At 70.8% G+C, this 25113-nt stretch carries 27 protein-coding genes; 17 read left to right on the top strand and 10 right to left on the bottom strand.

Going from position 1 to position 25113, the window contains the following annotated elements:
* Positions 1-9 precede the first annotated feature (9 nt).
* Complete coding sequence (locus EP757_RS37335; protein ID WP_127553058.1) at positions 10-2769, bottom strand: BTAD domain-containing putative transcriptional regulator; 2760 nt, start codon at positions 2767-2769, stop codon at positions 10-12.
* 71 nt (positions 2770-2840) lie between these two features.
* Between EP757_RS37335 and EP757_RS37330 the strand changes: the two genes are divergently transcribed.
* From EP757_RS37330 to EP757_RS37315, 4 genes are all read left to right on the top strand, one after another.
* On the top strand, positions 2841-3566 hold the full coding sequence (locus EP757_RS37330) for a glycoside hydrolase domain-containing protein (RefSeq protein WP_127553057.1): 726 nt from the start codon (positions 2841-2843) through the stop codon (positions 3564-3566).
* A 30-nt stretch (positions 3567-3596) separates the two neighbouring features.
* A complete protein-coding gene (locus tag EP757_RS37325) occupies positions 3597-4292 on the top strand; it encodes a peptidoglycan-binding protein (RefSeq protein WP_127553056.1) in 696 nt (231 codons plus the stop codon).
* Positions 4293-4373: 81 nt separating this feature from the next.
* On the top strand, positions 4374-4562 hold the full coding sequence (locus EP757_RS37320; RefSeq protein ID WP_232050207.1) for a hypothetical protein: 189 nt from the start codon (positions 4374-4376) through the stop codon (positions 4560-4562).
* Positions 4563-4655: 93 nt separating this feature from the next.
* Complete coding sequence (locus EP757_RS37315; RefSeq protein ID WP_127553055.1) at positions 4656-6269, top strand: cellulase family glycosylhydrolase; 1614 nt, start codon at positions 4656-4658, stop codon at positions 6267-6269.
* A gap of 56 nt (positions 6270-6325) precedes the next feature.
* Here the strand turns inward: EP757_RS37315 and lon are convergent, their stop codons facing one another.
* Both lon and EP757_RS37305 read right to left on the bottom strand, forming a co-directional pair.
* On the bottom strand, positions 6326-8635 hold the full coding sequence (gene lon, locus EP757_RS37310; protein WP_255435315.1) for an endopeptidase La: 2310 nt from the start codon (positions 8633-8635) through the stop codon (positions 6326-6328).
* 83 nt (positions 8636-8718) lie between these two features.
* The gene (locus EP757_RS37305; RefSeq protein ID WP_127553054.1) at positions 8719-9180 is read right to left on the bottom strand and encodes a hypothetical protein; all 462 of its coding nucleotides are present in this window, start codon (positions 9178-9180) and stop codon (positions 8719-8721) included.
* A 36-nt stretch (positions 9181-9216) separates the two neighbouring features.
* On the opposite strand from EP757_RS37305, the gene EP757_RS37300 reads away from it, so the two are divergent.
* Together EP757_RS37300 and EP757_RS37295 are read left to right on the top strand one after the other, a co-directional pair.
* Entirely contained in the window at positions 9217-9678 is a 462-nt protein-coding gene (locus EP757_RS37300) for a phage tail protein (protein ID WP_127553053.1), read from the top strand.
* 127 nt (positions 9679-9805) lie between these two features.
* On the top strand, positions 9806-10273 hold the full coding sequence (locus EP757_RS37295; protein ID WP_127553052.1) for a peroxiredoxin: 468 nt from the start codon (positions 9806-9808) through the stop codon (positions 10271-10273).
* Here EP757_RS37295 and EP757_RS37290 read toward each other — a convergent pair.
* Complete coding sequence (locus tag EP757_RS37290) at positions 10270-10650, bottom strand: DUF2750 domain-containing protein (RefSeq protein WP_127553051.1); 381 nt, start codon at positions 10648-10650, stop codon at positions 10270-10272. The two genes, EP757_RS37295 and EP757_RS37290, sit on opposite strands and share 4 nt — an antisense overlap.
* Positions 10651-10870: 220 nt before the next feature.
* Between EP757_RS37290 and EP757_RS37285 the strand changes: the two genes are divergently transcribed.
* Positions 10871-12112, top strand: a complete 1242-nt coding sequence (locus tag EP757_RS37285) for an Ig-like domain-containing protein (RefSeq protein ID WP_127553050.1) — start codon at positions 10871-10873, stop codon at positions 12110-12112.
* Here EP757_RS37285 and EP757_RS37280 read toward each other — a convergent pair.
* Entirely contained in the window at positions 12109-12615 is a 507-nt protein-coding gene (locus tag EP757_RS37280) for a peptidase M23 (RefSeq protein ID WP_127553049.1), read from the bottom strand. The two genes, EP757_RS37285 and EP757_RS37280, sit on opposite strands and share 4 nt — an antisense overlap.
* 254 nt (positions 12616-12869) lie before the next feature.
* On the opposite strand from EP757_RS37280, the gene EP757_RS37275 reads away from it, so the two are divergent.
* From EP757_RS37275 to EP757_RS37260, 4 genes are read left to right on the top strand one after another with little or no spacing between them, the layout of a single operon-like run.
* Entirely contained in the window at positions 12870-13283 is a 414-nt protein-coding gene (locus tag EP757_RS37275; protein WP_197725470.1) for a TrmH family RNA methyltransferase, read from the top strand.
* A 41-nt stretch (positions 13284-13324) separates the two neighbouring features.
* Positions 13325-13648: a PadR family transcriptional regulator gene (locus EP757_RS37270; RefSeq protein ID WP_127553047.1), complete on the top strand. Its 324-nt coding sequence runs from the start codon at positions 13325-13327 to the stop codon at positions 13646-13648.
* Positions 13645-14727: a hypothetical protein gene (locus EP757_RS37265; protein WP_127553046.1), complete on the top strand. Its 1083-nt coding sequence runs from the start codon at positions 13645-13647 to the stop codon at positions 14725-14727. The genes EP757_RS37270 and EP757_RS37265 overlap by 4 nt, the downstream gene beginning before the upstream one ends.
* Positions 14724-15608: an alpha/beta fold hydrolase gene (locus EP757_RS37260; RefSeq protein WP_127553045.1), complete on the top strand. Its 885-nt coding sequence runs from the start codon at positions 14724-14726 to the stop codon at positions 15606-15608. The genes EP757_RS37265 and EP757_RS37260 overlap by 4 nt, the downstream gene beginning before the upstream one ends.
* 62 nt (positions 15609-15670) lie before the next feature.
* Here the strand turns inward: EP757_RS37260 and EP757_RS37255 are convergent, their stop codons facing one another.
* Positions 15671-16108: a chemotaxis protein CheW gene (locus EP757_RS37255; protein WP_127553044.1), complete on the bottom strand. Its 438-nt coding sequence runs from the start codon at positions 16106-16108 to the stop codon at positions 15671-15673.
* Between the two features lie 167 nt (positions 16109-16275).
* Between EP757_RS37255 and EP757_RS37250 the strand changes: the two genes are divergently transcribed.
* The 5 genes from EP757_RS37250 to EP757_RS37230 all read left to right on the top strand — a co-directional run bounded on the left by EP757_RS37250 (position 16276) and on the right by EP757_RS37230 (position 21979).
* A complete protein-coding gene (locus EP757_RS37250; RefSeq protein ID WP_127553043.1) occupies positions 16276-17742 on the top strand; it encodes a gluconokinase in 1467 nt (488 codons plus the stop codon).
* A 32-nt stretch (positions 17743-17774) separates the two neighbouring features.
* Positions 17775-19226, top strand: coding sequence for a methyl-accepting chemotaxis protein (locus tag EP757_RS37245; protein WP_127553042.1), 1452 nt, complete (start codon positions 17775-17777; stop codon positions 19224-19226).
* 25 nt (positions 19227-19251) lie between these two features.
* Entirely contained in the window at positions 19252-21213 is a 1962-nt protein-coding gene (locus EP757_RS37240) for a SpoIIE family protein phosphatase (protein WP_127553041.1), read from the top strand.
* 62 nt (positions 21214-21275) lie between these two features.
* Positions 21276-21596 (top strand): STAS domain-containing protein, encoded by a 321-nt coding sequence (locus tag EP757_RS37235; protein WP_127553040.1) that lies wholly within the window; start codon positions 21276-21278, stop codon positions 21594-21596.
* Positions 21593-21979, top strand: a complete 387-nt coding sequence (locus tag EP757_RS37230; RefSeq protein ID WP_127553039.1) for an ATP-binding protein — start codon at positions 21593-21595, stop codon at positions 21977-21979. The genes EP757_RS37235 and EP757_RS37230 overlap by 4 nt, the downstream gene beginning before the upstream one ends.
* On the opposite strand, the gene EP757_RS37225 is transcribed toward EP757_RS37230, so the two are convergent.
* On the bottom strand, positions 21963-22352 hold the full coding sequence (locus tag EP757_RS37225) for an ATP-binding protein (protein ID WP_127553038.1): 390 nt from the start codon (positions 22350-22352) through the stop codon (positions 21963-21965). The two genes, EP757_RS37230 and EP757_RS37225, sit on opposite strands and share 17 nt — an antisense overlap.
* Positions 22353-22442: 90 nt before the next feature.
* On the opposite strand from EP757_RS37225, the gene EP757_RS37220 reads away from it, so the two are divergent.
* Positions 22443-23147, top strand: coding sequence for a hypothetical protein (locus EP757_RS37220; protein ID WP_127553037.1), 705 nt, complete (start codon positions 22443-22445; stop codon positions 23145-23147).
* A 51-nt stretch (positions 23148-23198) separates the two neighbouring features.
* Here the strand turns inward: EP757_RS37220 and EP757_RS37215 are convergent, their stop codons facing one another.
* The 3 genes from EP757_RS37215 to EP757_RS37205 form a co-directional block, all read right to left on the bottom strand.
* Positions 23199-23669: an alpha/beta fold hydrolase gene (locus tag EP757_RS37215; RefSeq protein ID WP_127553036.1), complete on the bottom strand. Its 471-nt coding sequence runs from the start codon at positions 23667-23669 to the stop codon at positions 23199-23201.
* Positions 23670-23678: 9 nt separating this feature from the next.
* The gene (locus EP757_RS37210; RefSeq protein WP_160165999.1) at positions 23679-24038 is read right to left on the bottom strand and encodes an STAS domain-containing protein; all 360 of its coding nucleotides are present in this window, start codon (positions 24036-24038) and stop codon (positions 23679-23681) included.
* Between the two features lie 82 nt (positions 24039-24120).
* Positions 24121-25038: an SDR family oxidoreductase gene (locus EP757_RS37205; protein WP_127553034.1), complete on the bottom strand. Its 918-nt coding sequence runs from the start codon at positions 25036-25038 to the stop codon at positions 24121-24123.
* Positions 25039-25113: the final 75 nt, after the last annotated feature.

Below are 25113 nucleotides of genomic sequence, written 5' to 3'. Positions count from 1 at the left end.
GACCTCCGGTCAGGGTCGGGTGGGAGCCAGGAGCTTGGCGCGGACCCGGCCGGCGTCCGGGTGGTGCAGCAGGTCGAGGATGTCGGCCGCCCGACGCCAGGCGTCCCGGGCGGATGTGGCGTCGCCCGCCGCGTAGAGAGCGTCGCCGAGCGACGCGGTGGTGTCTCCTTCGTTGTACCGGTCGTCGAACTCCCTGTACAGCGCGACAGCGGTCCGATAGCAGACGATGGCCGCGGTGTGCCGGCCGAGACGCTGGTTGGCGTATCCGAGGCTGTCCCAGGTCTCGGCCTGCCCGAACCGGTCACCGAGGCCGCGCTGCAGGTCGAGTGCCCGTTCGCAGTGGTCGATCGCCCCGGCGTGGTCGCCCAGCATCGCGGTGAACCATCCGACGGCGTTCAGCGCCCGCGCCTCTCCTGCCCGATGGCCGGCGGTGTGGAACAGGCCGAGGGCCTGCCGGGCGTGCGCGAGCGCCTCCGGGTAGCAGCCCTGGCACTCCAGCAGCCAGGCCTGGTGACGCCGGGTGTGCGCCTCGCCGGCGAGGTCACCGGCCGCGCGGTACAGCGTCAGCGCGTCGCGCAGGCGTGCGCCGGCTTCGGTGAAACCGCCGAGCCGGATGTTCGCGCAGCCCAGGTACCGGTGCGCGAAAGCCTCCTTGCCCGAATCCCCCAGCCGCCGGGCCGAACTCACCGCGACGGTGAGGGCGCTGATCGAGTCCTGCCAGTGCCCGTGGTACGCGAAGAAGCGGACCAGCGCCCAGGCCAGCTGCCAGACGAGGGCGTCGTCGCCGGACCGGCCGAGCGTCGCCAGCAGCACCCGGTGCTCGGCGACGAACCAGTCCAGCGCCGGACGCCGGCCGGCCGGTCGTTCCGGTTCGACCCCGGTCGGGACCGGCGGCGGCGTCGCGGGGTCGTCGCGGTGGGCATTGAGCAGCCGATCGGCGGCGTGGGCGCTGGCGACGTAGTGGCTGAGCACCCGGTGCAGCGCGGCCGACCGCTCGGTCTCGTCGTCGACAGTGGAGGCCAGCTCCGTCGCGTACGCGCGCAGCAGATCGTGGAACGCGTACCGGCTGAGAGTTCGCTGGATCAGGTGGGCCCGGGCCAGCTCGGCCAGCAACGGGCGGATCTCCGTCACCGGGCGGCCGGCGAGGCTGGCCGCGGCGGCCATGCCGATGTCCGGTCCGGCGTGCAGCCCCAGCAGCCGGAACAGTCCCGCGGCGGGCGGGCTGAGCTGCCGGTAGGACCAGGAGAACACCGCTCGTACGTCGCTTGCCACGTCCGGATCGGTGAACTCCTCCAGCCCGCCCTGGGCCTCCCGCAACTCGGCGGCGAGGACGGACAGGGGGAGGCCGGGCCGGGTCGCCGCGCGGGTCGCCACGATGGCCAGCGCCAGCGGAAGACGCCCGCACATCGCGGCGATGTCGTCGGTGGCGGGCAGGTCGGCCATGACCCGGCCGGATCCCAGCCGGCGCACCAGCAGCTGCCGGGCCTCGCCGGCCGGCGGGAGGTCCAGGGTCATCGGGTGCGCCCCGGTCGTCACGACCAGCCCGGCGAGCTGATTGCGGCTGGTCACCACGGTCATGCAGCCGGGCGCCCCGGGCAGCAGCGGGCGGACCTGCTCGACGTCGCGGGCGTTGTCCAGCAGCACCAGGATCCGCCGGCCGGCCAGCAGGCTGCGGTACAGCGCCGTCTGGGCGTCCAGCGTGACCGGGATCCGCTCGGGTGGCACGCCGAGCGCGTCGAGGAAACCGCGGACCGCCTCGTCCGGCGTCACCGGTGTCCCGGTCGGATCGAATCCACGGAGATTGACGTAGAGCCGGCCGTCCGGGAAGTGCGGCGCCGTCCGGTGGGCCCAGTGGACGGCCAGCGCCGTCTTGCCGATGCCGGCCATGCCGTCGATCACCACGGTGTGCCCGTCGTCCAGCAGCGCGTCCATCTGCCGCAACGGTTCCTCGCGCCCGGTGAAGCCGTACACGTCCGGAGGCAGCTGCGCCGGCGCTCGCCGATCGCCGAGCGGCGCGGTGGCCGGCTCGCCGCGCAGGATGGCCTGGTGCAGGGCCCGCAGCTCCGGCCCGGGATCGGCGCCCAGCGCGTCGGCCAGCCGCTGCCGCACCGTGACGTAGCGGTCCATCGCCTCCGCATCCCGGCCGGCCGTGTGCAGCGCGGTCATGAGCAGCACTTCGAGCGGCTCGGCGAGCGGGTACTCCGTGATCAGGTCGGGCAGCGTGCTGATCACCGCCTCGGCGCGGCCGAGCCGCAGCTCGGCGCGTGCCCAGTGGACGGCGGCGTCCAGGCGCCGCCGGTGCCAGCTCTCGCGCACCGCCGACACCCAGTCGCCGGTGAGCGCCGCCAGCGGGATGCCGCGCCACAGGCTCAGCGCCTCCACCAGCACCCGGGCCTGCTCGGTGTCGGCACGGGACGGGTCCCGGCCCAGCTCGGCGAGGCGGGCGAACCGGTGGATGTCGATCAGTTCCGGGTCGGCGTCCAGCACGTATCCGGCGTGCCGGCGTTCGAGCCGGACCACCGTGCCGTCACCGCACGCGACCGCCTGCCTCAGCATCCGGCGGATCCGGCTGACGTGCGAGTACAGCACGTTGCGTGCCTCGGCCGGCGGGTTGTCACCCCACACCCGGTCCACGATCGTCTCGATCGCCACCGCACGTCCCGCCTCCACCGCCAGGGCCGCGAGCACCGCCTGCTGCCGGGGCGTGCCGGTCTCCAGCGGCCGCCCCGCGGCCACCAGTTGCACCTCGCCGAAGAGCCGGAACTCCACATCAGCATCCTGAGCTGCGCCGCAAGGTCGCCGCAAGGTCCGCGAGGAGGCCCTGCGGTGACCGTACGGACATGTCCACCATGGCTTTGTCAGTGTTCGACCGAGGTATCGACTACGCCGGATTCCGGCCCCACCCGATCACCGGACCCGCCGCCCACGGCGCGAAGTTCGTCATCCGCTACAGCGCCGGCGTCGGGAACACCCGCCACACGACCCAGTGGAAGCTGTGCGGCAGGGACGAGCTGCACCGGCTCCTGCGGGCCGGCTACGACGTCATCGCCAACTCCGAGTGGTACGAGTCGCGCGTCACCGAAGGCGCGAAGGCCGGCACCGCCGACGGCGCGGCCGACCTGGCCTTCTGGCGCGAGCGTGGCCTGGCCCGCGGCGCGTCGATCTACGTGTCCTGGGACGAGGGCCAGCCCGACCACCACCGGCACGGCAGGCTCGCCGCCTACCTGGCCGCGTACCAGCGCGCCCTGAACGGGCACTACCACGTCGACCTGTACGCGGGTGACGTGGCGATCGCCGACATGCGAGCGCGGGGCCTCATCCGTTACGGCTGGCGGGCGATGGCCGACGCCTGGTCGGACAACGGTCACTTCTTCAAGCCGGGCGCCGACTGGCGTGACCACGCCGCGAAGGTGCGGCAGGTGTCCGCCGCGCACCTCTGGCAGAACGGCAACCGCTGGTTCGAGGGCCAGGCGGACGAGGACGTCATCCTGCGGCTCCCCGTGGGCTCACACCGCGAGGCGGCCTCGGCCGGCCATCCGTCACTTCGACCCGATCCGGTCCGGTGACCGGATCGTCCACCCGTAAGGAGAACCGCAATGACCAGTGCAGCCGATCTCGTCGGCCTGCTGCTGAAGCAGAAGGGCGACCGCTACCTGTTCGGCGTGGAGAACAAGATCGCCAACCCGAATCCCTCCGCCTTCGACTGTGCCGAGCTCATCGAGTGGGGCTGCGGCCGTTTCAAGATCGATCCGAGGATGCCGGACGGCTCCTGGCTGCAGGCCCAGCACTGCCGCAGGCACGACACCCTGATCAAGGTCAGCCGGGCGATCGACACCCAGGGCGCGCTGCTGTTCCGGTTCGCCGGCGGCAACCCGTTCGGCAAGACCCGGCCGGACTCCGCGCACGTGGCGGTCAGCCTCGGCAACGGCAGCACGATCGAGGCGCGCGGCCGGAAGTTCGGCGTCAACAGCTTCAACGCCGTCGGCCGGAACTGGACCCACGCGGGCCTGATCCCCGGGCTTGACTACTCGGGATCCCCGAAGAAGATCTCCGGTACGCCGAAAGGCTGGCACCGGCACATCACCCAGCCGCCCGTCATGGCCGGCGACGACGTGCGCACCTGGCAGCTCAAGATGAAGGACCGCGGCTGGCGCATCCGCACCGACGGCGTCTATGACAAGGACTCCGAGCAGGTCTGCGTGCAGTTCCAGCGGGAGAAGAAACTCGAGATCGACGGCGTGATCGGCCCGCAGACGTGGCACGCGACCTGGCACGCTCCCGTGACGCCGTGAACGCGTCGTGACGCGCCGGCCTGCCGTCTCACGTCCCGTGCGGGATGCGGCAGGCCGGAAGCCGCCCGGCCGACCGCCTGGATGCACGTTCATCTGCGGCTGACCTGGGCTCAGGACGCCGAGCCGAACTCCGTCGAGGCCACCCTGGTCCGGCGCCTGCACCCGCCCCTCAACGTCAGCGGCGTCGATCCCGAGCATGTGCAGGCGGCCGTGGTCGCGGCCAAGAACGCGTACAACGCCTCGAGCCGGCCGCCACTGCCGGCGGTGTAGCACGGCTGAAACAAGGCGGTGACAAGGCATTGACACTTTGCGATGATGGGAGCGCTCCCAACATTAATCGCCCCCCGAAAGGCACACATCCCCATGAGACTGAAGAAAGCCGGGATGGCGTTCCTCGCCGCCGCCCTGGCCGTCACCGGCGCTTTCTACGGCGTGACCAGACCGGCAGCGGCCGACGTCACCGCCCAGCTCACCCCCGCCCAGCTGGTCGCCGACATGGGTGCCGGCTGGAACCTCGGCAACACCCTGGAAGCCAGCAACAACGGCGTTCCCAGTGAGACGGCCTGGGGCAACCCGGTCGTCACGCAGGCCTTCATCGACCGGGTGCAGGCCGCCGGCTTCAAGACCATCAGGATTCCGGTCTCCTACCTCGGGAAGATCGGCGCGGCCCCGGACTACACCGTCGACGCCGCCTGGCTGAACCGGATCAAGGAGGTCGTCGACTACGCTCACGGCCGCGGCCTTTACGTGCTGATCAACATGCACGGCGACGGCTACAAGAGCGTCGCCGGCTCCTGGTTGATCTGTGACGCGGCGTCGCAGACCACGATCCGGGAGAAGTATCAGAAGGTCTGGCAGCAGGTCGCGACGAAGTTCCAGGGCTACAACGACCACCTGATCTTCGAGTCGATGAACGAGGAGTTCGACGGCCAGTACGGCAACCCGACCCAGCCGTGCTACTCGAACATCAACGCCTACAACCAGATCTTCGTGGACACCGTGCGCCGGACCGGCGGGACGAACGCCTCCCGCTGGCTGCTGGTGCCCGGCTGGAACACGAACATCGACTACACGGCCGGCAACTACGGGTTCGTGATCCCGACCGATCAGTACCGGTCGTCCACCATCCCGGCGGCCGAGCAGCGGCTGATCATCTCGGTGCACTACTACGACCCGTGGGACTTCACCGGCACCGAGGACGGCACGATCACCCAGTGGGGCGCGAACGCGACGAACCCGGCGAAGAAGTCGACCTGGGGCCAGGAGGACTTCCTGGACGGGCAGATGAAGAAGATGTACGACACCTTCGTGACGCGCGGCTACCCGGTCTTCGTCGGTGAGTACGGCTCGATCGACAAGACGACGTACGACTCGTCCAGCAACAGGTACCGCGCCGACTACGCGCGGGCCGTGGTGTCGGCGGCGAAGAAGTACGGGGCGGCGACCGCGTACTGGGACAACGGCTGGAACGGGCAGCACGGCTTCGGCCTGTTCGACCGCAACTCCGGCGCCGTCACGCAGCAGGGGATCGTCGACGCGATCATCACTGCGGCGGGAGGAAGCCGGCCGTCGAGCAGCCCGAGCGTCAGCACGAGTCCCAGTGCGAGCGCCAGCCCGAGTCCCAGTGTGAGCGCCAGCCCGAGTTCCAGCCCGAGCACCGGCACCGGCGCCTGCAAGGTGACGAACGCCGTGAACGCCTGGAACACCGGCCTGACCAACAGCGTCACGATCGCCAACACCGGCACGACGGCGATCAACGGCTGGTCCCTGGTCTTCACGCTGGCCACCGGGCAGGCCATCACGTCCGGCTGGAGTGCGACGTATGCCCCGTCCAGCGGGACGGTGACCGCGAAGAACGTCGGCTACAACGGCTCGATCGCGCCGGGCAGCTCGGTCAGCATCGGCTACCAGGCCACGCACACCGGCAACGCGGCCGCACCGACCGGCTTCACGCTCAACGGTTCCACCTGCAACTGACACAGGGGAACGCCCGGCCCGCTCATCCAGCGGGCCGGGCGTCACCGGTCAGAGGATCAGGCCGCGGCTACCGTGCCGACGGAGACCTCATCCAGGGCGGTCTTCAGGATTTCTCGTACGTCGGAAACGATGTGCACGGTCAGCGCCGCCAGGACATCGGCCGGCACGTCGTCGAGATCCGGCTCGTTGCGCTGTGGCAGGTACACCTCGGTGAGCCCGGCGCGCTGTGCGGCCAGCAGCTTCTGCTTCACCCCGCCGATCGGGAGGACCCGGCCGGTCAGCGAGACCTCACCGGTCATCCCGACGTCGGCCCGCACGTTGCGCCCGAGCAGCAGCGACACCAGCGCGGTCGTCATCGTGACGCCGGCCGACGGCCCGTCCTTCGGCACCGCGCCCGCGGGCACGTGCAGGTGGATCGGGTGATCCAGCTGTTCCGGCGAGATACCCAGTTCACCGGCGTGCGATCGGACGTACGACAAAGCGATCTGAGCGGATTCCTTCATCACATCGCCGAGCTGGCCGGTGACGGAGAGACCGCCCTTGTCGCCGGGGAGCAGCGACGCCTCGATGTAGAGGACGTCGCCGCCCATGCCGGTGACCGCCAGACCGGTCGACACACCGGGAACGGCGGTGCGCTCGGCCGAGTCCGGGGTGAACCGCGGCCGTCCGATCAGATCGGCGAGGTCGGCTGCCTCGACCGTCGCGGGCAGGGTGCCCAGGGCGACCTTGCGCAGGGCCTTCGCCAGCAGGCGCTCGAACGACCGGACGCCCGCCTCCCGGGTGTAGTTCGCGGCGATCTCGCGCAGCGCGGCCTCGGTGACCGTCACCTCGCCGGGCGACAGGGCGGCCCGTTCCAGCTGGCGGGGGAGGAGGAAGTCGCGGGCGATCGCGACCTTGTCGTTCTCGGTGTAGCCGTCGATCGAGATCAGTTCCATCCGGTCGAACAGCGCCTGCGGGATCGTCTCCAGGGTGTTCGCGGTCGCGATGAACAGCACGTCGGACAGGTCCAGGTCCAGGTCGAGGTAGTGGTCGCGGAACGTGTGGTTCTGCGCCGGGTCCAGGACTTCGAGCAGCGCCGCGGCCGGGTCGCCGCGGTAGTCGCTGCCGACCTTGTCCACCTCGTCCAGCAGGACGACCGGATTCATCGTGCCGGCTTCCCGGATGGCGCGGACGATCCGGCCCGGTAGCGCGCCGACGTACGTCCGGCGGTGTCCTCGGATCTCGGCCTCGTCACGCACGCCACCCAGCGCGACCCGGACGAACTTGCGGCCGAGGGTCTTCGCCACCGACTCGCCGAGCGAGGTCTTGCCGACACCGGGAGGACCGGCCAGCAGGATCACCGCACCCGAGCCCCGGCCGCCGACGACCGCCAGGCCACGGGATTCGCGGCGGGCACGGACGCCCAGGTATTCGACGATCCGCTCCTTGACCTCGTCGAGGCCGTGGTGATCCGTGTCGAGGACCGCGCGGGCCGCTTCCAGGTCGGTGTTGTCGGTCGTGCGTTCCGACCACGGCAGGTCCAGGACCGTGTCGAGCCAGCTGCGGATCCACCCGGCCTCCGGGTTCTGGTCGCCGGTCCGTTCGAGTTTGTCCACCTCGCGCAGCGCTGCCTCGCGTACCGAATCGGGAAGATCTGCCCCCTCGACCCGGGCGCGATAGTCGTCGTTGTCGTCGGCCTCGCCCTCACCGAGCTCCTTGCGGATGGCCTTGAGCTGCTCGCGGAGCAGGTACTCGCGATTGCGCTTCTCGACCGACTCGCGGACGTCGTGCTCGATCTTCTCGCTGACCTCGGACTCGGTCAGGAACTCGCCGGTCCAGTCGATCAGCACGCGCAGCCGGGCCTCGACGTCGGGGGTCTCCAGCAGCTCGCGCTTGCGGTCGTTGGAGAGGTACGGCGCCCAGCCCGCGGTGTCGGCCAGGTCACCGGGGTCGTCGATGGCGCTCACCGACTCGATGACCTGCCAGGCCTCCCGGCGCTGGAGCACCGAGACGACCAGCTTCTTGTATTCGGCGGCCAGCTCGACGGCCTTCTCGGTGGGCGCGGCCGGCGGAACCAGCTCGGCCTCCACCCAGAGCGCGGCGCCGGGTCCGGTCACGCCGCTGCCGATGCGGGCGCGGACGCCGGTGCGCAGGACGGCGGCGGGCGTGCCGCCCCGCAGTTTGCCCACCTGCTGGACGGTCGCGACCACGCCGTAGGACGCGTACCGGTCGTCGAGCTGCGGGGCGATCAGAAGTTCGGAGCCGGCCGAGGTGCGGGCGGCGTCGACCGCGGCCCGGGTCTTCTCGTCCAACTCGACGGGCACCGCCATGCCGGGGAGCAGGACGATGTCGTCGAGGAACAACACGGGGAGTCGTTTGCTGGTCACCGGGAACCTCCGAGGGTTGAGTACGGTCGGCTCAACCGTGGCCGCGTCCAGGTTCTTCCGGCGTTCACTGCCAGCGAACACGGTCAGAGGCAGATCCAGCAGTAGACGGCCTCGTTCCGCTCCCCGGCCTGCATCGTCAGGGCGATGAAGTCGGTGATGACCTCGCGCAGGTATTCCGGGTCGCCGTAGCCGTGGAACTCCTCGGCGGTCGCCCACTGCTCGGCCAGCGCGGGCACGCGGTCGGCGGGGATGCCGGCGAGGGCGTCGCGGGCCTGGTCGCTGAGCCGGGTCACCCAGGGGCCCTCGTGGCCGGGGTCCTGCTCGCCGCCCTCCGGCCAGATCAAGCGGTCCTTCATCAGGTCGACGTCCCAGCCGCGGCCGAGCGCCGCGGCGATCAGCTGCCCTAGGATCACGGTGGGGTCGATGGTCTTGAGCGCGATTCCGGGGAACGGGTCGTCGAGCGGCGACATCGCGTCGTTCTCGTCCAGGCGCCGACGGACCGCGTCATCGCCGGGTGCCCGGAAATAATCGTACAGAATGCCCATTTCCGTCCTTTGATCTTGGATTAGGGTGAGTGTGCCATGACCTATGAAGTGGATTTCGCCACCGTCTCGACCACCGGTCTCGAATCGTCGCCGGTCGCTTCCGTGCTGGCCGGACTCCGGGCGAACGAGGCTCGCTACTTCAAGAACAAGTACGACCACGTCTTCACGGTCTCGCCCGCCGCCGACGCGCAGCCGATCATCGACTACGTGCACCGCATCCTCGCGGAAGAGCGCGGCATCGTCATCTCCTCGCCCGCGCTCGAGGCGACCGCCTTCCAGGTGGAGAACATCAAGATGGCGTACGTCTTCTACGAGAGTGGCTTGTCCGTCAACGTCATGTGGACCGTCGACGAGGGCGGGAAACGGGCGGTCGGCTTCAAACTCTCCGACGGCATGGACGTTCCGGAAGAACTCGGTTCGTTCAAATTCGCCCGTCAGAAGTCGAAACTGGCCGGCACCATCCGCGGCTCCTACTTCGTCATCAAGGGCGACTACTGAGTGGCGGCCGTCAGCCCAGGGTGAGCCATCGGACGCCGAGACGCTCCACCCGGGCGATGTCATTCCTCTTCGGGGTGCCGGCGATCGGCGGCGCAGGCCGTCGGCCGGCGGCAGTACCCTGCATCGGGTGAGCATAGGAAAGGGCGACCTCGCGCCCGACTTCGAACTTCCCGACCAGGACGGCACCCCGCGGCGGCTGAGCGACCTCGTCGCGGACGGGCCCGTGGTCCTCTTCTTCTACCCCGGCGCCATGACCAAGGGCTGCACCGCCGAAGCCTGCCACTTCCGGGACCTGTCGGCGGAATACCGGGCTGCCGGCGTGCAGCGCGTCGGCATCAGCAAGGATCCGGTCGAGAAGCAGAAGCAGTTCGCGGACACCTACACGTTCGATTACCCGCTGCTGTCCGACCCCGATTCCACGACCATCGCCGCGTACGGCGTGAAGCGCAAGCTCGCGCTGGGTCCCCTCAGCACGAAACGGATGACCTTCGTGATCGGGGCGGATCGTCGCGTGCTCGACGTGATCCACAGCGAGCTGGACATGAACCAGCACGCGGCCGAGGCGCTGACCGTGGCCAGCGCCGCCAAGGCCTAGGAACCGACGCGGGAACGGAACTCGGCGAGGGTGAGCACCGCCGCGTTCCGTTCCTCGACCGGGAAGATCGCGATGTCCGCGTCGTCCTCGTCGAGTTGCGGCAGCCACTCCTTCAGGAAGTCGCGGGCCGGGATCCGGATGGCGTGCTCGCCGTCGACGTCGCCCTCGTTCTCCAGCCGGGCCACCGTGGCGTAGGGCCAGATCGGCAGCAGGTCGCGGCGCCGCCCGTCCTCGGTGAAGAGGATGTCGCCTTCGTCACCCCAGACCCAGAGCGCGCCCTGCTCGGCGATGGCCTCGAACATCACGGATACGCGTCCGGCCTCGTCCAAGCCGCGCAACCGCTCCGCCTCCCGGCGTGAAATGTCGTCCGATGTCACTTTTTGTCCCCGCTTTTTGGCCAGAGCTGTCGTCGGGGCGATGGTAAAGGACGGCAGCGGGCGGGAATCAACGCGGTCTACCGCGCGAGATCAAGATCTGTCAAGATGACCCCCTCCTTCAGAGATTGCTTGACACGACAGGCAACGATTCCGGGCCTGCTACACGTCTTGTTCTCTGCAGGGCCACGGATGGCGCCAGGACCCCTCGATTGTGAGAGTCATGATTCGACGACGTAGAGTGATCATCGGTGCGGTCGGCGTGGCCGCGGCCGCCACCGCGGCCGGATGTTCCTCGTCCGGTGGCAGCAAGGCCGCCGGCGGCGGATCGACCACCTGGGTCGACCCGGTGGCTCAGGTCGAGTCTGCTCCCGTCGTGACGCCGGTGAGCCTGAACCTCACCCCGGAGGCCGGGGCCACCGAGTGGTCGCCGATCAAGCCGATCGTGGTGAGCGCCCAGGACGGCACCCTCAAATCGGTCACCGTCACCTCCGGCAAGACGAAGATCGAGGGCACTATCCAGGCCGACGGGACCTGGAAGTCGTCCGAGGACCTGGCGTACGGCAAGAAGTACAAGGTCACCGTCGTCGCCACGGACAGCGCCGGCGTCGAGAGCACGAAGGACCACACGTTCAGCACGCTCAAGCCGGAGGCCACCGCGAAGGTCAACTTCCAGGCCAACGCGATGCTGCTCCTCAAGGAGGGCAGCACGTACGGCGTCGGCCAGCCGGTGATCGTCGCGTTCAGCCGCGCGGTCAACAAGGAGGCCGCCGAGAAGGCCATCGAGATCACCACGTCGCCGAAGGTCGAGGGCAAGTTCTACTGGAAGGACGACCGGACCGTGCACTGGCGGCCGGCCAAGTACTGGAAGGCCGGCACCACGATCAAGGTCAGCGTCAACGTGTTCGGCCAGAAGCTGGGCAAGAAGACGTACGGCGGGAAGAACGCGTCGACCAGCTTCAAGATCGGGCGGGAGCTGATCGCGATCAGCGACAACCGCACGCACATGACGAAGGTCTACGTCGACGGCAAGCTCGTCCGCACCATGAAGAGCAGCCTCGGCAAGGGCGGCGGCACCACCGGCGCGAACGGCCAGAAGATCAGCTACTGGACGGCCGGCGGCCCGCACGTGGTGCTCGGCAAGAAGCGCCGGCACACGATGAGCTCGGCCAGCTACGGCGTGACCGACAAGGACGACCCGAACTACTACGTGTCGGAGAACATCGAGTTCTGCACGCGGATCAGTTACTCGGGCGAATACCTGCACGCCGCGCCCTGGAACGGCTCGCTGGGCCGGGCGAACCTGTCGCACGGCTGCATCAACCTCAGCACTGCCGACGCCAAGTGGGTCTACAACAACTTCAAGGTCGGCGACATCGTCGACGTGAAGAACACCCCGCGTGAGCTGCCGATCTGGAACGGTCTCGGCGACTGGACCGTCTCGTTCGACAGGTACGGCCGCTAGCAGGAGGTCGCGGACAGCGCCTCGACCAGGTGGGTCGCCTCACCGGTGTGCTTCGCGTAGGCCTCCGGATAGGCGGACACCTGCACCGCCTGGGCCGCGTCGGTGAGCCGCATCTTCTGCCAGCCGTCGATGGTCAGCAGTTTGTCGAAGAACCTCCCCGTCTGGTACGCCGGATCGCGCAGTTGCGACGGCGTACCCCAACCCTGGCTCGGGCGCTGCTGGAACAGGCCGATCGAGTCCCGGTCGCCGCCGCGCAGGTTCCGCAGCCCGGACTCCTGCATGGCCGTGGCGACCGCGATGACCAGTCCTCGTTCCGGAATCCCGCGGCCGGCGCCGGCGGTGACGATCAGCCGGGCGTTCGCGATCTGCGCCTCGGTCCAGCCGGTCAGCGCCGCCGGCGACGAGGCCGACGGGGTGGGCACGCAGCCGGCGTCGGCGCGTACCAGCGGGCTGACGAGGAAGCCGACAAGGATCGCCACGGCCAGAACGAAGATCGCACGCACGACGGCGAAGAGTACAGGCCGGTCGATGTCCGCCATCGACCGGTCGCGGTACGCTGGTGCGCGATCACGTCACCTGTCGATGGCTCGCGTGCGCCGAGAAGCACGCTCACTATGACTGATGAGTTCCGGGGCGGTTCTGCCTCCGTCCGGTGAGAGCCTCCATCCGGGTCCGGACCCCGGGAGAGATCCGTTCTGCTCGCCGTCCTCGCCGGCATCGCTGCTGGGGGCATCTCGTCGCGGCGCCGTTGTGGCCGATGCACGGGGCGAATCTGGGAACGCTGCTGCGGACCTGTGACGCGGTCGGGGCGTGCCTGGCCGTGCCGCCGTTCCGCTGGGTGGACGACGCGATCGCCCGGGGGAACACGCTGCGGGAGCCCGGTTGCGTGCATCGCGTCGGGAACCCGCTGCGGTGGCTGGCCGAGCAGCGCAGCGCGGGAGCGGCGATCGTCGGCGTGGAACTGGCCGACGAAGCCGTCCGGCTCGCTGATCTGCCGGTTGCCCGGCGGCGGACCGTCATGGTGCTCGGTCATGAGGCGACCGGCATCCCGGCGGAGGCACTCGACCTGCTCGACAGCGCCGTCGAGATCCCGATGGTCGGCACCGGATCCAGCTTGAACGTCGCCGTGGCGGGCTCGCTGGTGCTCTACCGACTCGCCGGGCTTCTATAGGTCGGTTGACGATATATGCCGGTGGACGTAAATTGATCGCCGTGCAGGAACCCACCTTTCTCATCCTGGCGGCGCTGGCGGCGCAGCCACGGCATGGATACGGCATCGTGCAGGCGGCCGGCGAGCTCTCCGCCGGCGAGGTGAAGCTGCGGCCGGGCACCCTCTACGGGGCTCTCGACCGCCTCGCCGAGCAGGGTCTCATCGAGCTCGACCACGAGGAGGCGGTGGACGGCCGGCTGCGGCGCTACTACCGGCTCACCGCTGACGGCACGACGGCGCTGAGCACCGAGATCGCGCGGCTGCAGCGGCGCACCGAGGCGGCCCGGGCGCAGCTGCGGCTCGCCCCCGACGGAGGTATCGCATGACGATCGAACGGCACTACCGGCTGCTGTTGCTGGCACACTCCGGTCCCTACCGGCGACGGCACGGCACCGAGATCGTCACGACGCTGATGGAGATGGCCGATCCCGGTCGCCGCCGGCCGTCCGCCGCGGAGAGCTGGGACCTGATCGCCGGTGGACTGCGCCAGCGTTTCCGCTTACCGAGGCGGCCGCTCGTGCTGCTCACCGCGGTGCTGGTCATGGTGGCGACAGGAGTCCTCGGTGCGGCGGCCGGCAGCTGGGCGGGTGGGCGCACGTTCGCGCCACTGCCGGGACAGGCCGAGGTGCAGCGTCTTCTCGGCCCCGGCCTCGGCCAGGACATGCCGCTGCGGCGGATGAGCACATCCGACCACGCCGACGAATACCTCCTTCTCAGTACGCCGACCGCCCGCCGGCCCGGCGCCGACCCGGAACGGATCGCCACCGCGGTGCGCGATCGCATCACGGCCGCCGGGTGGACGGTCACGTCGTTCGCCGTGGCACCGGCGTACGAGAATCCGGAGAACGCGGAACCGGGAACCCATTTCACCGCCGCGCACCTCCAGGCCACCCGCGACGGTGTGATCGTGCATGGGCGGGTCGACTACCAGTACGCCGACGGGCAGCTCTACCTGGGCGGCTTCTCGGCCACGATGTTCGCCCAGCGGACCGCCGCCTACCTGCCGCTGACCATCGCCGGCGGCATCCTCGGACTGCTGGCCGGCTGGCTGCTGGCCGCGGCCGGCGCCTACCGCCTGCGCTCGTCCTCGCCGGGACGCCGCCGCACGGTCGCGGTGCTGACCGGGGCGGCGCTGGTCCTGGCCGTGGCGCCGGTGTTCGCCGTCGTCCGCCAGGCGATCGAGCTGGCGATCCATCTCGGTGACACGCGATTCCCGGTGTTCGTCCTGCACGCGGCGGTGCGGGCCGGCTCCTCAGCGGACGGTCAGCCTACCTGGCTGATCCCGGCGTGCACCGTCGCCGCGGTGGCGTTCGGCGCCCTGGCCTTTCTCCGAGTTCCTTCGTCGTACGGCGGACCGCCCCGCTCCACCCCCGCACACTCCGCGCGCAGCGTGCCCCAACCGTGACCGCCCAGCCGAGGCGGGTGGATGCCGGCGTCCTGTCCATCGCCTACGTCGAGGACGGCCCCTCCCAGGGGTGGCCGGTCGTGTTGTCGCACGGGTTCCCCTACGACATCCATGCCTATGACGACGTGGTCCCGGCGTTGGTGGATCGTGGCGCACGGGTGCTCCGGCCGTACCACCGCGGTTTCGGACCCACCCGTTTCCGTTCCGCGGAGACGATGCGGAGTGGGCAGCAGGCGGCGCTCGGGTCCGACCTGATCGCCCTGGTCGAGGCGCTCGGTCTCGAACGGCCGATCCTCGCCGGCTACGACTGGGGTGGGCTGGCAAGCTGTGTCGCCGCCGCGCTGTGGCCGGAGCGGGTGGGCGGGCTGGTGTCGATGGCCGGCTACGACATCATCGACATCGCACGGCAGCGGCATGGTTTCGAGCCGGGCATCGAGCACACCGTGTGGTACCAGCATCTGTTCCAAACCGGACGCGGCCGGGAGAGCCTGTCCGCGCACCGCCGCGATCTGTGCCGGATGCTGTGGCGGCAATGGTCTCCACGGTGGGCCTTCGACGAGGCGGCGTTCGCCCGGACCGCCGCCTCCTTCGACAATCCCGACTTCGTCGACGTGGTGATCCACGCCTACCGGCACGCGCTCGGCCAGGTCGCGGGCGATCCGGCGTACGACGACCTCGAAGCGCGCTTGGCCGCCCGCCCGAAGATCACCGTGCCTGCGGTGACACTGGACGGCGCCGACGACCCGCTCAAACCGGGCGGCACCGCCGATCACGCGCCGATGTTCGTCTCCGGTCACGAGCACCGCGTGATCGAGGCCGGCCACAACCTGCCGCAGGAGGCGCCCGCGGCCTTCGCCGACGCTGTCCTGACAGTGCGCTGATCTATCGACAGGGGGCGGCGATCCCGGTCGGCGCGGCGGCGGGAGAGCCGCGGCGGACGGTCTCAGGCCGCGACGCGGGTGGTGTTCACGCACTCGGCGACGTCGAGCACCAGCAGCAGGCGGCCCTCGGTCTTGTAGGCGCCGATGACCAGTTCGCGGGATCGGCCGGTCAGGGTCGCCGGCGGCTCCTCGAACAGGTCCGAGTCCAGGTCGGCGACCTGGCCGATGCGGTCCACCAGCAGACTCACCGGCTCGTCGCCGTAGCGCACGATCACGTTCATCACCAGGCCGGACATGTCGCGGCGCGGCAGACCGAACTGCACCCGCAGGTCGACGGCGGCGATCACCTGCCCGCGCAGGTTGAACAGTCCGCCGACCGCGTTCGGCGCCAGCGGCACGGGCGTGTACTCGCTATACGACAGCACCTCCTGCACGGCGTCCACGTCCACGCCGAAGAACTGACCGGCGACCTCGAAGGTGACGAACTGACGAGTGGACATGTGCTGTTCCTCCAGGGGTGATGGCCGGTCGCCAGGGTTATCGGACGATCGGACGGCGACTCAAGGAATCCACCTACGCCGCCGCCATCGTGGATCGCACCGCCGCGACAGGATGCCGAACAGGTGCAACAGAGGCGCCGTACCGCAAGCGGGGTTAGGTTCAGAGGGTGATCGATGACGTCGCTCTGGAACAGGCGCTGGATCCGCTGGTCGTGGCGCTGGACATCGGCTCGACCGCTACGCGCGGCGGGGTGCACGACGCGTCCGGGCGTCGGGTGCGCGGGTTGCAGCACAAGGTGCCGCACGCGTTCACGGTGGCCGGTGACGGCACCTCGATCATCGATCCGGAGCAGGTGACGGCCGAGGTCACGCAGGTCCTCGACGCGGTGACCGGTGATCCGCGGCTCGGCACCCGGATCGCCGGCGTCGCGATGGACACGTTCGCCGCGTCGCTCGTCGCGGTGGATGCGGCAGGACGTCCGCTCACCCCCTGTTTCACGTACGCCGACTCCCGGAGCGCGGATCAGGTCGCGCTGCTGCGCGAGGAACTCGACGAACCGGCCGTGCAGCAGCGCACCGGCACACGCCTGCACACCAGCTATCACGCGCCGCGCCTGCGCTGGCTGGCGGCGACCCAGCCGCAGATCACGGGGCGGGCCACACGCTGGTGGTCGCTGGGGGAGTACATCTGGTACCGGCTGATCGGCGAGCCGCTCGCCGGGATGTCGACGGCGGCGTGGACCGGGCTGCTCGACCGCCGGACCGGGCAGTACGACGCCGAGCTGCTGGCCGCCGCCGGCATCAGCGCCGAGCAGCTGTCGCCGCCGCGGGACATGACCGAGACGGTGACGGCGAGGAGCCGGCCCGCTCTCGCCCGGGCGGTCTGGTTCCCGGTGATCACCGACGGATACGCCAGCAACATCGGCGCCGGCGCTCTCGACGCGACGGTGCTCACCGCCGCCACGGCTACGAGCGGCGCGCTGCGGGCGCTGCTCGACGGGCCGGCCGATCCGCTGCCGTTCGGCCTCTGGAACTACCGGGTGGACGCGGGCCGGACCCTGCTCGGCGGCGCGATGAACGACGTCGGCCGGGCGGTGAGCTGGGCGCAGGCGACGCTCCGCCTCGGCCCGGCGCCCGCGGAGGTGCTCAGCGCGCCGCCCGCCGAGGCCACCCCGCTCGTGCTGCCCTACCTGACCGGGGAGCGTGCGCCGGGCTGGGTCGGCGAGACCCGCGCGGTGTTCGCCGGGGTGTCGGCGGCCACCGGTCCGGACGCGCTGTTCCGGGGGATCATCGAGGGCGTCGCGATCTCGTACGCCCGGGTCGCCGACGAACTGCACCCGGCCGCACCGCAGGTGGTGGAGGTGGCGGCGGCCGGGCGGGTCAGCAACGACCAACCGGAATGGTTGCGGATCCTCGCCGACGTGCTCGCCCGGCCGGTGACGCACGTGACCCGGCGGCGTGCCACGCAACGGGGGACCGCGCTGCTGGCGCTCGACGTGCTGGCGCCGGGGGCGGACCGGGCGCCGCGTGCGGTCGGCCGGACCTACGAGCCCCGGCCCGCCCACGCCGCCTACTACGCGGAGCGCAGGCTGCGGTTCGCTGAGGCGTATGACGCGTTGCTGCGCCCGAAATGAGGATAAGCTCCTGAAAAGCGGGGAGCCCGGCGATGTGGGAACGATTCAGCACGTTCAGTAGCAGGCTCGTCGGCGGTTTCGCCGTCTGCGTCGCCCTGACGGTTCTGACGGCGGTGGCCGGGATGAGCGCCCTGACCTCGGTGACCGCGAGCAAGGACGACGTGATCGCGTCGGCGGACCGCCTGCTGTCGGAGAGCCGCAGCCTGAGCACGATCGTGGAGACGCGCATCGGTGACTACCGCGGTTACCTGCTGACCGGCTCGGCGGACTACGTCGCCGCGCTCACCGCCGACCGCGAGCAGTTCCTGGCCACGGCGTCCAGGCTGCGGCCGCTGCTGCACGACCGGGTGACGCTGGCCTCGCTCGACGACGTGCTGCGGGCCGAGGTGGCGTACACGGCGGCGCTGGACATCTCCGAACGGCACACCGGCCTCGCGAGCGTCAAGCCCGCTAGGGAGGCGTTGCAGCGAGCCATCGCGGGCCTGACCGCCGGCGTACGCGGTGAGCTGGACCGGGCACGCACCTCCGCGACCCGGTCCGCGAACCGGGCCGTCGTCCTGCTGGGGGTGCTCTGCGCGCTGGCCGTCGCCGCGGCGGCGGTGATCGCGGTGCGGCTGAGCCGGGGTCTGCGCCGTGAGGTGGGCGCCGCCGTCGGCCACATCCGGGCTTCGTCGGCCCAGCTGGAAACGGCCGCCGCCCAGCAGGTCAGCGGAGGCCGGGACCAGGCCGCCGCGATCAACGAGATCACCACGACGATCGACGAGCTGCTCGTCTCCTCCCGGCAGATCGCCGGCAACGCCCAGCGCGTCTCGAAGATCGCCGAGGACACCGCCGAGGCCGCACGCACCGGGGACACGACGATCGACCTGACGCGGCAGTCGATCGCGGTGATCCGCTCCCAGGTCGACGACATCATGCGGCACATGCGGGTGCTCGGGGAGAAGTCGGTGCGGATCGGCGGAGTGGCCGGTCTGGCCGCGGAGCTGGCCGAGCAGACGAACATCCTGGCGATCAACGCGACGATCGAGGCGGCCGGTGCGGGCGAGTGGGGCCGGCGGTTCGGTGTGGTCGCCGTCGAGATCCGCAAGCTGGCCGACCGGACCGCCGATTCCGCGAAGGAGATCCGGGAGCTGATCGAGGAGGTCCGCGGGGCGGTCTCCACCACGGTGCACGCCACCGAGTCCGGCACCCTGTCGGTGGATTCCGGGGTGCGGCAGGTCGACGATGCCACCGCGTCGTTCCGGCGCATCGCGCAGCTGGTCTCCACCGCCGACCAGGCGACCATGGAGATCGAGCTGTCGACGCGACAGCAGAGCACCGCGGTGGAACAGGTCGCCACCGCCGCGTCGGACACCGCCCGGGTGAGCCGGGAGACCGAGGCGAGCGCCGTGCAGACCCGGCAGACCGCCGCCCATCTCGCAGTGCTTTCGACCGACCTGCAGCGGCTGGTCGGCGGGTATCCGGGGCCGCGTACGGTCCCGTAGGTTGAGTGGGTCGTCAGGAGTTCCGATGCCCGCCTCCGTGTCGCGTCCCATGCCGCTGTGGCAGGTCCTCGGCGTCGTGGTGGTGCTCTACGCGGCCGGCGCCTCGCTGGCGTTCCTCGGTTTCGGCGCCGCGTCGCTCGTGGTGCTGTTCCTCCCGGCCGGCGTCACCCTGTCGGCGCTGGTGCTCAATCCCCGCCGCCGATGGCCGTGGATCCTGCTCGCGGTGGCGATCACCGAGGTCGCGGTGGACGTCGGTCATGGCATGGCGCCGCGCTGGGCCTGGGGGTTCGCGCTGGCGAACACGATGGAGCCGCTGGTCGGCGCGCTGCTGCTGCGCCGGTACGTCCCCGGTGACGTCGATCTGCTGCGACCCCGCCATCTGACCGCCTTCCTCACCTGCTGTGTGGGGGCCGGACCGGCGGCCGGCGCCCTGATCGGCGCGACGATGCTGGCGGTGAGCACCGGCCTGCCATGGCCGCGATCGGCGGTGTCGTTCTGGGCCGGCGACGCCACCGGCGTGCTGGTCGTCGCCGGTTGCGTGCTGGCCTGGCGCACCAGCCGCCGGCCGGTCGGCGCCCGCTGGCCGGTGTGGGTGGTCCTGGCGGTGGCCGCGACCGTCGCCGGCTTCTGGCCCCAGCACGTGCCGCTCTTCTACCTGCCGGTCCCGGTGCTGTTCGCGCTGGCCTTCACCCAGCCGCTGCCGGTGACGATGACAGCGGCGCTGGCGACCACGGTGACGGCCAATCTGATGACCAGCACCGGGCACGGGCCGTGGGCGGCGGCGGACACGACCGAGCAGTGGCGGACGCTGACCCTGCAGACGTTCCTGGCCACCACGATCCTCGGCGCTCTGCTGCTGACGGTCGGCGTGGAGGAGCGTGACCTGGCCCGCCGGGACACCTCGCGGGAACGGGCGGCCCGGCTCCGCCTCAACGCGCTGCAGGTCCTGACGACGGGCCTGGCGAAGGCGGCCACCTCGGAGGCGATCGCGCAGGCCATCGTGCGGGACGGCATCGGCCTGGTCGCCGATCAAGGCAGTGTCACGATCATCGATCCGGCCATCACGCTGCACACCGATGACTCGGCGATGCCAGGGATCGCCAGCGACGTCCGCGTCCCCATCCACGACGACGACGGCCGGGCGCTGGGCTCACTGACGTTCGGCTTCCACCGGGCGAACGCCGTCGACGAGGACGTGCTGTCGTTCGCCGCCGCCCTGGCGACCCTGACCGGGCAGGCGCTGCACCGGGCGCAGAGCTACGAACGGGAGATCAGCGCGGCGCATCAATTGCAGCAGGCGCTGCTGCCCGTGGTGGTGACCGACGGGCTGCCCGGTGTCCAGGTCAGCGCCGACTACCGGCCCGCCGACCTGTCCCATCAGGTCGGCGGCGACTGGTACGACGTGTTCGCCCTGCCCGGCGGCCGGATCGGCTTCGCCGTCGGGGACGTGGTCGGCCATCACGTGACCGCCGCTGCCGCGATGGCCCGCCTGCAGTCGGCGCTGCGCTTCGCCGCCCAGACCGCCCTCGGCCCGGCCCGGGTGCTGGAGGAACTGGACCGCGCCAGCACGACCATCGCCGACTCGATGATGACCACCGTCGGATTCGCCGACTACGACCCGGCGACCCGGTTGCTGCGGTTCGCCTGCGCGGGACACCCGCCGCCCCTGCTGATCACCGGCAACGACGCGGAGTTCCTGTGGGCCGGGCGGTCGATGCCGCTGGGTGTCGGTGAGGACGGCAGGGAGCACGGCGAGCGCGTCGTCGAGGATCGGGCTGCTGTCGTCTGGTACACCGACGGCCTGGTGGAACGGCATGATCAGCACATCGCCGCGTCGATGCGGCGGCTCGCCGACGCGGCCGGCCGGCACGGTTCCGGCGACGCCCACACGCTGCGGTCCCACCTGATGCGGCAGATGGTCGGCGATCGGGTGCTCGGCGACGACACCGCCATCCTCTGTGTGCGTTTCACTCCCGCCGACGGTTGACACCCGACACCGCCGCCGAACATGCTGGCGGAAAGCGCCCGGGGGAGGTGTCACGGCCCGCCATGTCGGACTTCTGGATCAACGCCTCCCGCGAGACCGGCCGGATCGTCGTGTCCGTCGCCGGGGAGTGCGACCTGCGCCACCGCGACGAGATGACCACCGCGCTGCGGGAAGCCGTGCGGGACGCGCCGGAGGTCGTCGTCGATCTCGGCGCCGTCCGCTTCCTGGATTCCAGCGGCCTGCACGCGCTCGTCTCGGCCAGCCAGGCCGCGCGCCGCCGGGACGGCATCGTCTATGTGGTGAACGCGACCGGCACCGTCGCCATGGTGCTCGAGATGACCGGCGTGCTGCGGATGTTGCGGCCGCCCACCCCGGCGCCATGACCGATCCCGCAACGATGGCCTACGGCAGGGCAGAAGACCTTCCTCTCGTACGGGCCTTCGCCCGTGAGCAGGCGCTCACCGCCGGATTGGACGCCGGCTCGGTCGAGGCGCTGGCGATCGCCGTCAGCGAGTTGGTGACGAACACCCTGCAGCACACCTCCGGCGGCGGCCGGATCCGGGTCTGGGCCGAGAACGGATCGGTCTTCTGCGAGGTCGCCGACGGCGGGTCCGTGCCGGGAACACCGCGGGCCATGCCGGCGCCGGACGCCGAGCGCGGCCGCGGGCTGGCGATCGTGGAGATGCTCTGCGACGACATGACCACCGTCGCCGGACCCGGCCGCGGCGTCGTCCGCCTGCGGTTCGCGATCAAACCGCCGGCGTGATCGGTTTCAGCTCGGCCCGAATCCGTTTCCCGCCCTGAAACTCCTCGACGTGCCAGCGGCGGGTCAGCTTGTCGAGCAGGAGCAGGCCGCGTCCGCCACGCCCGTCCGGCTCCCGGCGGCGGGGAATGATCGACGAGCCGTCGGCGACCGACACGACGACGGCGCTGCCGTGCGCCTCGATGCCGATGTTCACCGCGGTCGCGCCGTGCGTCACGGCATTGGTGACCAGTTCGCTCACCACGATCGCGACCTCGGCGGTCCACTCGGCGTCGGTGTAACCCCAGACGGCGAGCACGCCGACGACGGCGCGGCGCGTCGTACCGGGAGAAGTGGGGCTTATCGGAACGTCGAATTGAGCTGTCAAGGTCGTCATGGGTTGCTCGTCCATCGTGCCGTGCGGTCACCTAGCAGAATAAATCGACGCATCAACCGACGCAACACGGTCCTGGCCGGCGCCGGACCGGTGGCAGCCGCCACGACCCGGCCGCACACCCCGGTCGGGCCCTCCCTGCGGTCGGACGCCCTGACCGCACCGCAATTCTGCGACGAGATCACGCCGGTGTCCCGGACACTGACGCCGATCCTCGCCGTGAGCAGCGGCGCTCCCGCCTGGAACACCGGCCGCCCGAACCTGGCGGCCGGCTACGAGGTCGCGCCGGCGGGCCTCCCGGTGATCGCCCGGGCAACCGTCCGGTTCGACACCGGCTTCGGCCGCTACCAGATTCCGGCCGGGGTGCTCACCGACGGCGAATACCGGTTCCGGGTACGCGCTGTCGACGGTGCCAAGGCCTCCGACTGGCTGCCCTGGTGCGCGTTCACGGTGGCGACCCGGGACGTCACCGTCCCGGAGACCCCGACCGACCTGCGGGTGTCGGCCTCCTTCTACGAGACCTTCCAGTCCTGTGCCGCCGGCGCCCCGGTCATCGACGCCATCGGATCGCCCACCTTCGCCGCGAGCCCCGGACCGTCCGCGACAGCGAACGTGACCGCCCGCTTCGAGATCGCCCGGCCCGGACTGGCGACGATCGTGGTGAGCGGCAATCCGTACGGCGTGAACGTCCCACCCGCATCCTTCACCGCCGGCGGCGCCTATCGGTTCCGGGCACGTGCCGAGGACGGGACGGCGGTGTCCGCCTGGTCGCCGTGGTGCGCGTTCACCGCCCGGTAGGCGGTCGCCGGCGGCCTGCCCCCGGCTGTGACCGGCGCCGACCCATCCGTGTCACCGCTTGCATCGTGGGGCCAGGTGCGAGAGCGCCCGCTTCCACGTCGGGACGAGCAGATCGTGGGTGCCGTCCGGGTACATCTCCAGGCGGGCGTCCGGGAGCCGGCGCTGCCACCAGGCGCCGTGGCGGGCCCCGGTCAGCGGATCCTCGGCGCCGAACAGCAGCAGGCACTTGGCGCGGATGTCGCCGGCGTCGAACGGCAGGCTGTCGTCGCCGGGCTTCGGAGTCGCCACCAGCACGACCCGGTCCACCAGGTCGGCATGGGCGGCGGCGTACGCGAGAGCATCAAGCCCCGCGTCCGACCAGCCCACCACCGCGGCCGGGCCCGCCGGCTCATGCGACGCCGCCGTGCCGTCGTCGGCGAGAAGGGTGATCCCACGCTGCCACGTCAGCTGCGGGTCCGGATCCTCCTCGGCACCGAACAGCACGACGGTCCGATCGACGACACCCTCGGTCAGCAGCCGCATCGCAGCACGCTAGCAAGACCGGCCGGGCCCGGTGACCCCGAAGACGGAGAGCAGCTCGGTCACCCGCAGAACCTGGAAGACGATCGGGCTGACCTCGGGCATCGACAGCGGCGACCCGGCCTGCTCGCTCAGGTCGAGGCAGGAGACCAGGGCCCGGATCCCGGCCGAATCGAGGAAGGTGAGGCGTGTGGCGTCGAGGAGGATCGGCGCCGGGGCATGCTGTTTCACCAGGTCGGCGATGTGGGCTTCGAGCAGCTCGCACTCTTCCCGATCGAGCTCGCCGGCCAGCGTGACGTGAATCGAGCCGTCGGCTGCGGGCCCCGCACCGCCGATGTGCAGGCGCGATGAGGAGAGGTCGGGGAAGGTCATGCGGCTCCGTTCGAGTCCGTCGGTCATCTCCCTCGCTGTTGAAGGCATGCGCACCTGACTTTACCGCCCACCCGATGAGTTCTCAGCGGGCCTGCACACCGCCCAGCCATCCACCGAGGCGGCGGCGGAGCGCGCCGCGCCGATGGCCGCCGTGCACGGTCCCGGAGTCAGGCGGGTCGAACAGCGAACCCGAGGAGGGCGCGGCCGGCTCGGGCCCGATCACGGTGGCCGCGCCCCACCGGCCGACCAGCGCTTCGGCGGTGCGGGGCGCGAGACGGTGGGCGGCCAGCATCAGGTGCGAGATCACCCCGACGGTCACCTGCCGGCGCGGGTGGCGGGCGGCGGCGAGGATTCCGGCGGCGAGCCGTTCCGGTGCGTACGCCGGCGGGATCGCGCGAAGCCGCCGGCCCGCATGATTGGCGGACCGCTGGAAGAACGGCGTGTCGACGGCACCGGGCAGGACCAGGGCGACCCGGATCCGCCGGTGGCCGGCGACGGCCTGCTGGAGGTTGAGGGCGAGCCCTCGTACAGCGAACTTGCTCATGGAATAGAGAGGGATCGCCGGGTTCGGGAAGAGGGACAGCAGGGAGCCGACGATGACGAGGGTCCCGTGGTCCTGCGCCCGGAAGGTGGTCAGCGCGGCGCGGGCGCACAGTGTGGCGCCGAAGATGTTCGTGTCGACCAGCCGGCGCAGTTCCTCCACCGATTCCGAGCCGAGCGGCCCGGCGATGCCGACGGCGGCCGCCTCGACCCAGACGTCGATGCGCCCGAACCGCCGCACCGCCGCCCGAGCCAACTCCTCGACCGCCGCCGGATCGGTGATGTCGGTGGGCACGACCAGCACCGCGGCGCCGCGCGCCACGCACTCCTGTTCCACCTCGCCGAGCGCCTTCCCGCTGCGGGAGGCGAGGACGAGCCGGGCGCCCTTCGCGGCGTACGCCATCGCTGTCGCCCGGCCGATGCCGCTGGATGCCCCGGTGATGAGAACGACCTCGCTCATGCGCCAGGCATTACCCGTTCGGGTCGCGCCGAAAAGTGTCGTACCCCTCTGGGAGCCTCGAGGGGAGTCGCGGAG

The organism is Actinoplanes sp. OR16 (assembly GCF_004001265.1).
Classification (GTDB): Bacteria; Actinomycetota; Actinomycetes; order Mycobacteriales; family Micromonosporaceae; genus Actinoplanes.
This window is presented reverse-complemented; position numbering and strand designations above follow the sequence as displayed.

Excerpts from the sequence above, each read along its gene's own strand:
- EP757_RS37330 (WP_127553057.1), top strand. The coding sequence starts at position 2,841 with ATGTCCACCATGGCTTTGTCAGTGTTCGACCGAGGTATCGACTACGCC.
- EP757_RS37325 (WP_127553056.1), top strand. The coding sequence starts at position 3,597 with ATGACCAGTGCAGCCGATCTCGTCGGCCTGCTGCTGAAGCAGAAGGGC.
- EP757_RS37320 (WP_232050207.1), top strand. The coding sequence starts at position 4,374 with ATGCACGTTCATCTGCGGCTGACCTGGGCTCAGGACGCCGAGCCGAAC.
- EP757_RS37315 (WP_127553055.1), top strand. The coding sequence starts at position 4,656 with ATGAGACTGAAGAAAGCCGGGATGGCGTTCCTCGCCGCCGCCCTGGCC.
- EP757_RS37305 (WP_127553054.1), bottom strand. The coding sequence starts at position 9,180 with ATGGGCATTCTGTACGATTATTTCCGGGCACCCGGCGATGACGCGGTC.
- EP757_RS37300 (WP_127553053.1), top strand. The coding sequence starts at position 9,217 with ATGACCTATGAAGTGGATTTCGCCACCGTCTCGACCACCGGTCTCGAA.
- EP757_RS37285 (WP_127553050.1), top strand. The coding sequence starts at position 10,871 with ATGATTCGACGACGTAGAGTGATCATCGGTGCGGTCGGCGTGGCCGCG.
- EP757_RS37275 (WP_197725470.1), top strand. The coding sequence starts at position 12,870 with ATGCACGGGGCGAATCTGGGAACGCTGCTGCGGACCTGTGACGCGGTC.
- EP757_RS37265 (WP_127553046.1), top strand. The coding sequence starts at position 13,645 with ATGACGATCGAACGGCACTACCGGCTGCTGTTGCTGGCACACTCCGGT.
- EP757_RS37255 (WP_127553044.1), bottom strand. The coding sequence starts at position 16,108 with ATGTCCACTCGTCAGTTCGTCACCTTCGAGGTCGCCGGTCAGTTCTTC.
- EP757_RS37245 (WP_127553042.1), top strand. The coding sequence starts at position 17,775 with ATGTGGGAACGATTCAGCACGTTCAGTAGCAGGCTCGTCGGCGGTTTC.
- EP757_RS37240 (WP_127553041.1), top strand. The coding sequence starts at position 19,252 with ATGCCCGCCTCCGTGTCGCGTCCCATGCCGCTGTGGCAGGTCCTCGGC.
- EP757_RS37235 (WP_127553040.1), top strand. The coding sequence starts at position 21,276 with ATGTCGGACTTCTGGATCAACGCCTCCCGCGAGACCGGCCGGATCGTC.
- EP757_RS37230 (WP_127553039.1), top strand. The coding sequence starts at position 21,593 with ATGACCGATCCCGCAACGATGGCCTACGGCAGGGCAGAAGACCTTCCT.
- EP757_RS37225 (WP_127553038.1), bottom strand. The coding sequence starts at position 22,352 with ATGACGACCTTGACAGCTCAATTCGACGTTCCGATAAGCCCCACTTCT.
- EP757_RS37215 (WP_127553036.1), bottom strand. The coding sequence starts at position 23,669 with ATGCGGCTGCTGACCGAGGGTGTCGTCGATCGGACCGTCGTGCTGTTC.
- EP757_RS37210 (WP_160165999.1), bottom strand. The coding sequence starts at position 24,038 with ATGACCTTCCCCGACCTCTCCTCATCGCGCCTGCACATCGGCGGTGCG.
- EP757_RS37205 (WP_127553034.1), bottom strand. The coding sequence starts at position 25,038 with ATGAGCGAGGTCGTTCTCATCACCGGGGCATCCAGCGGCATCGGCCGG.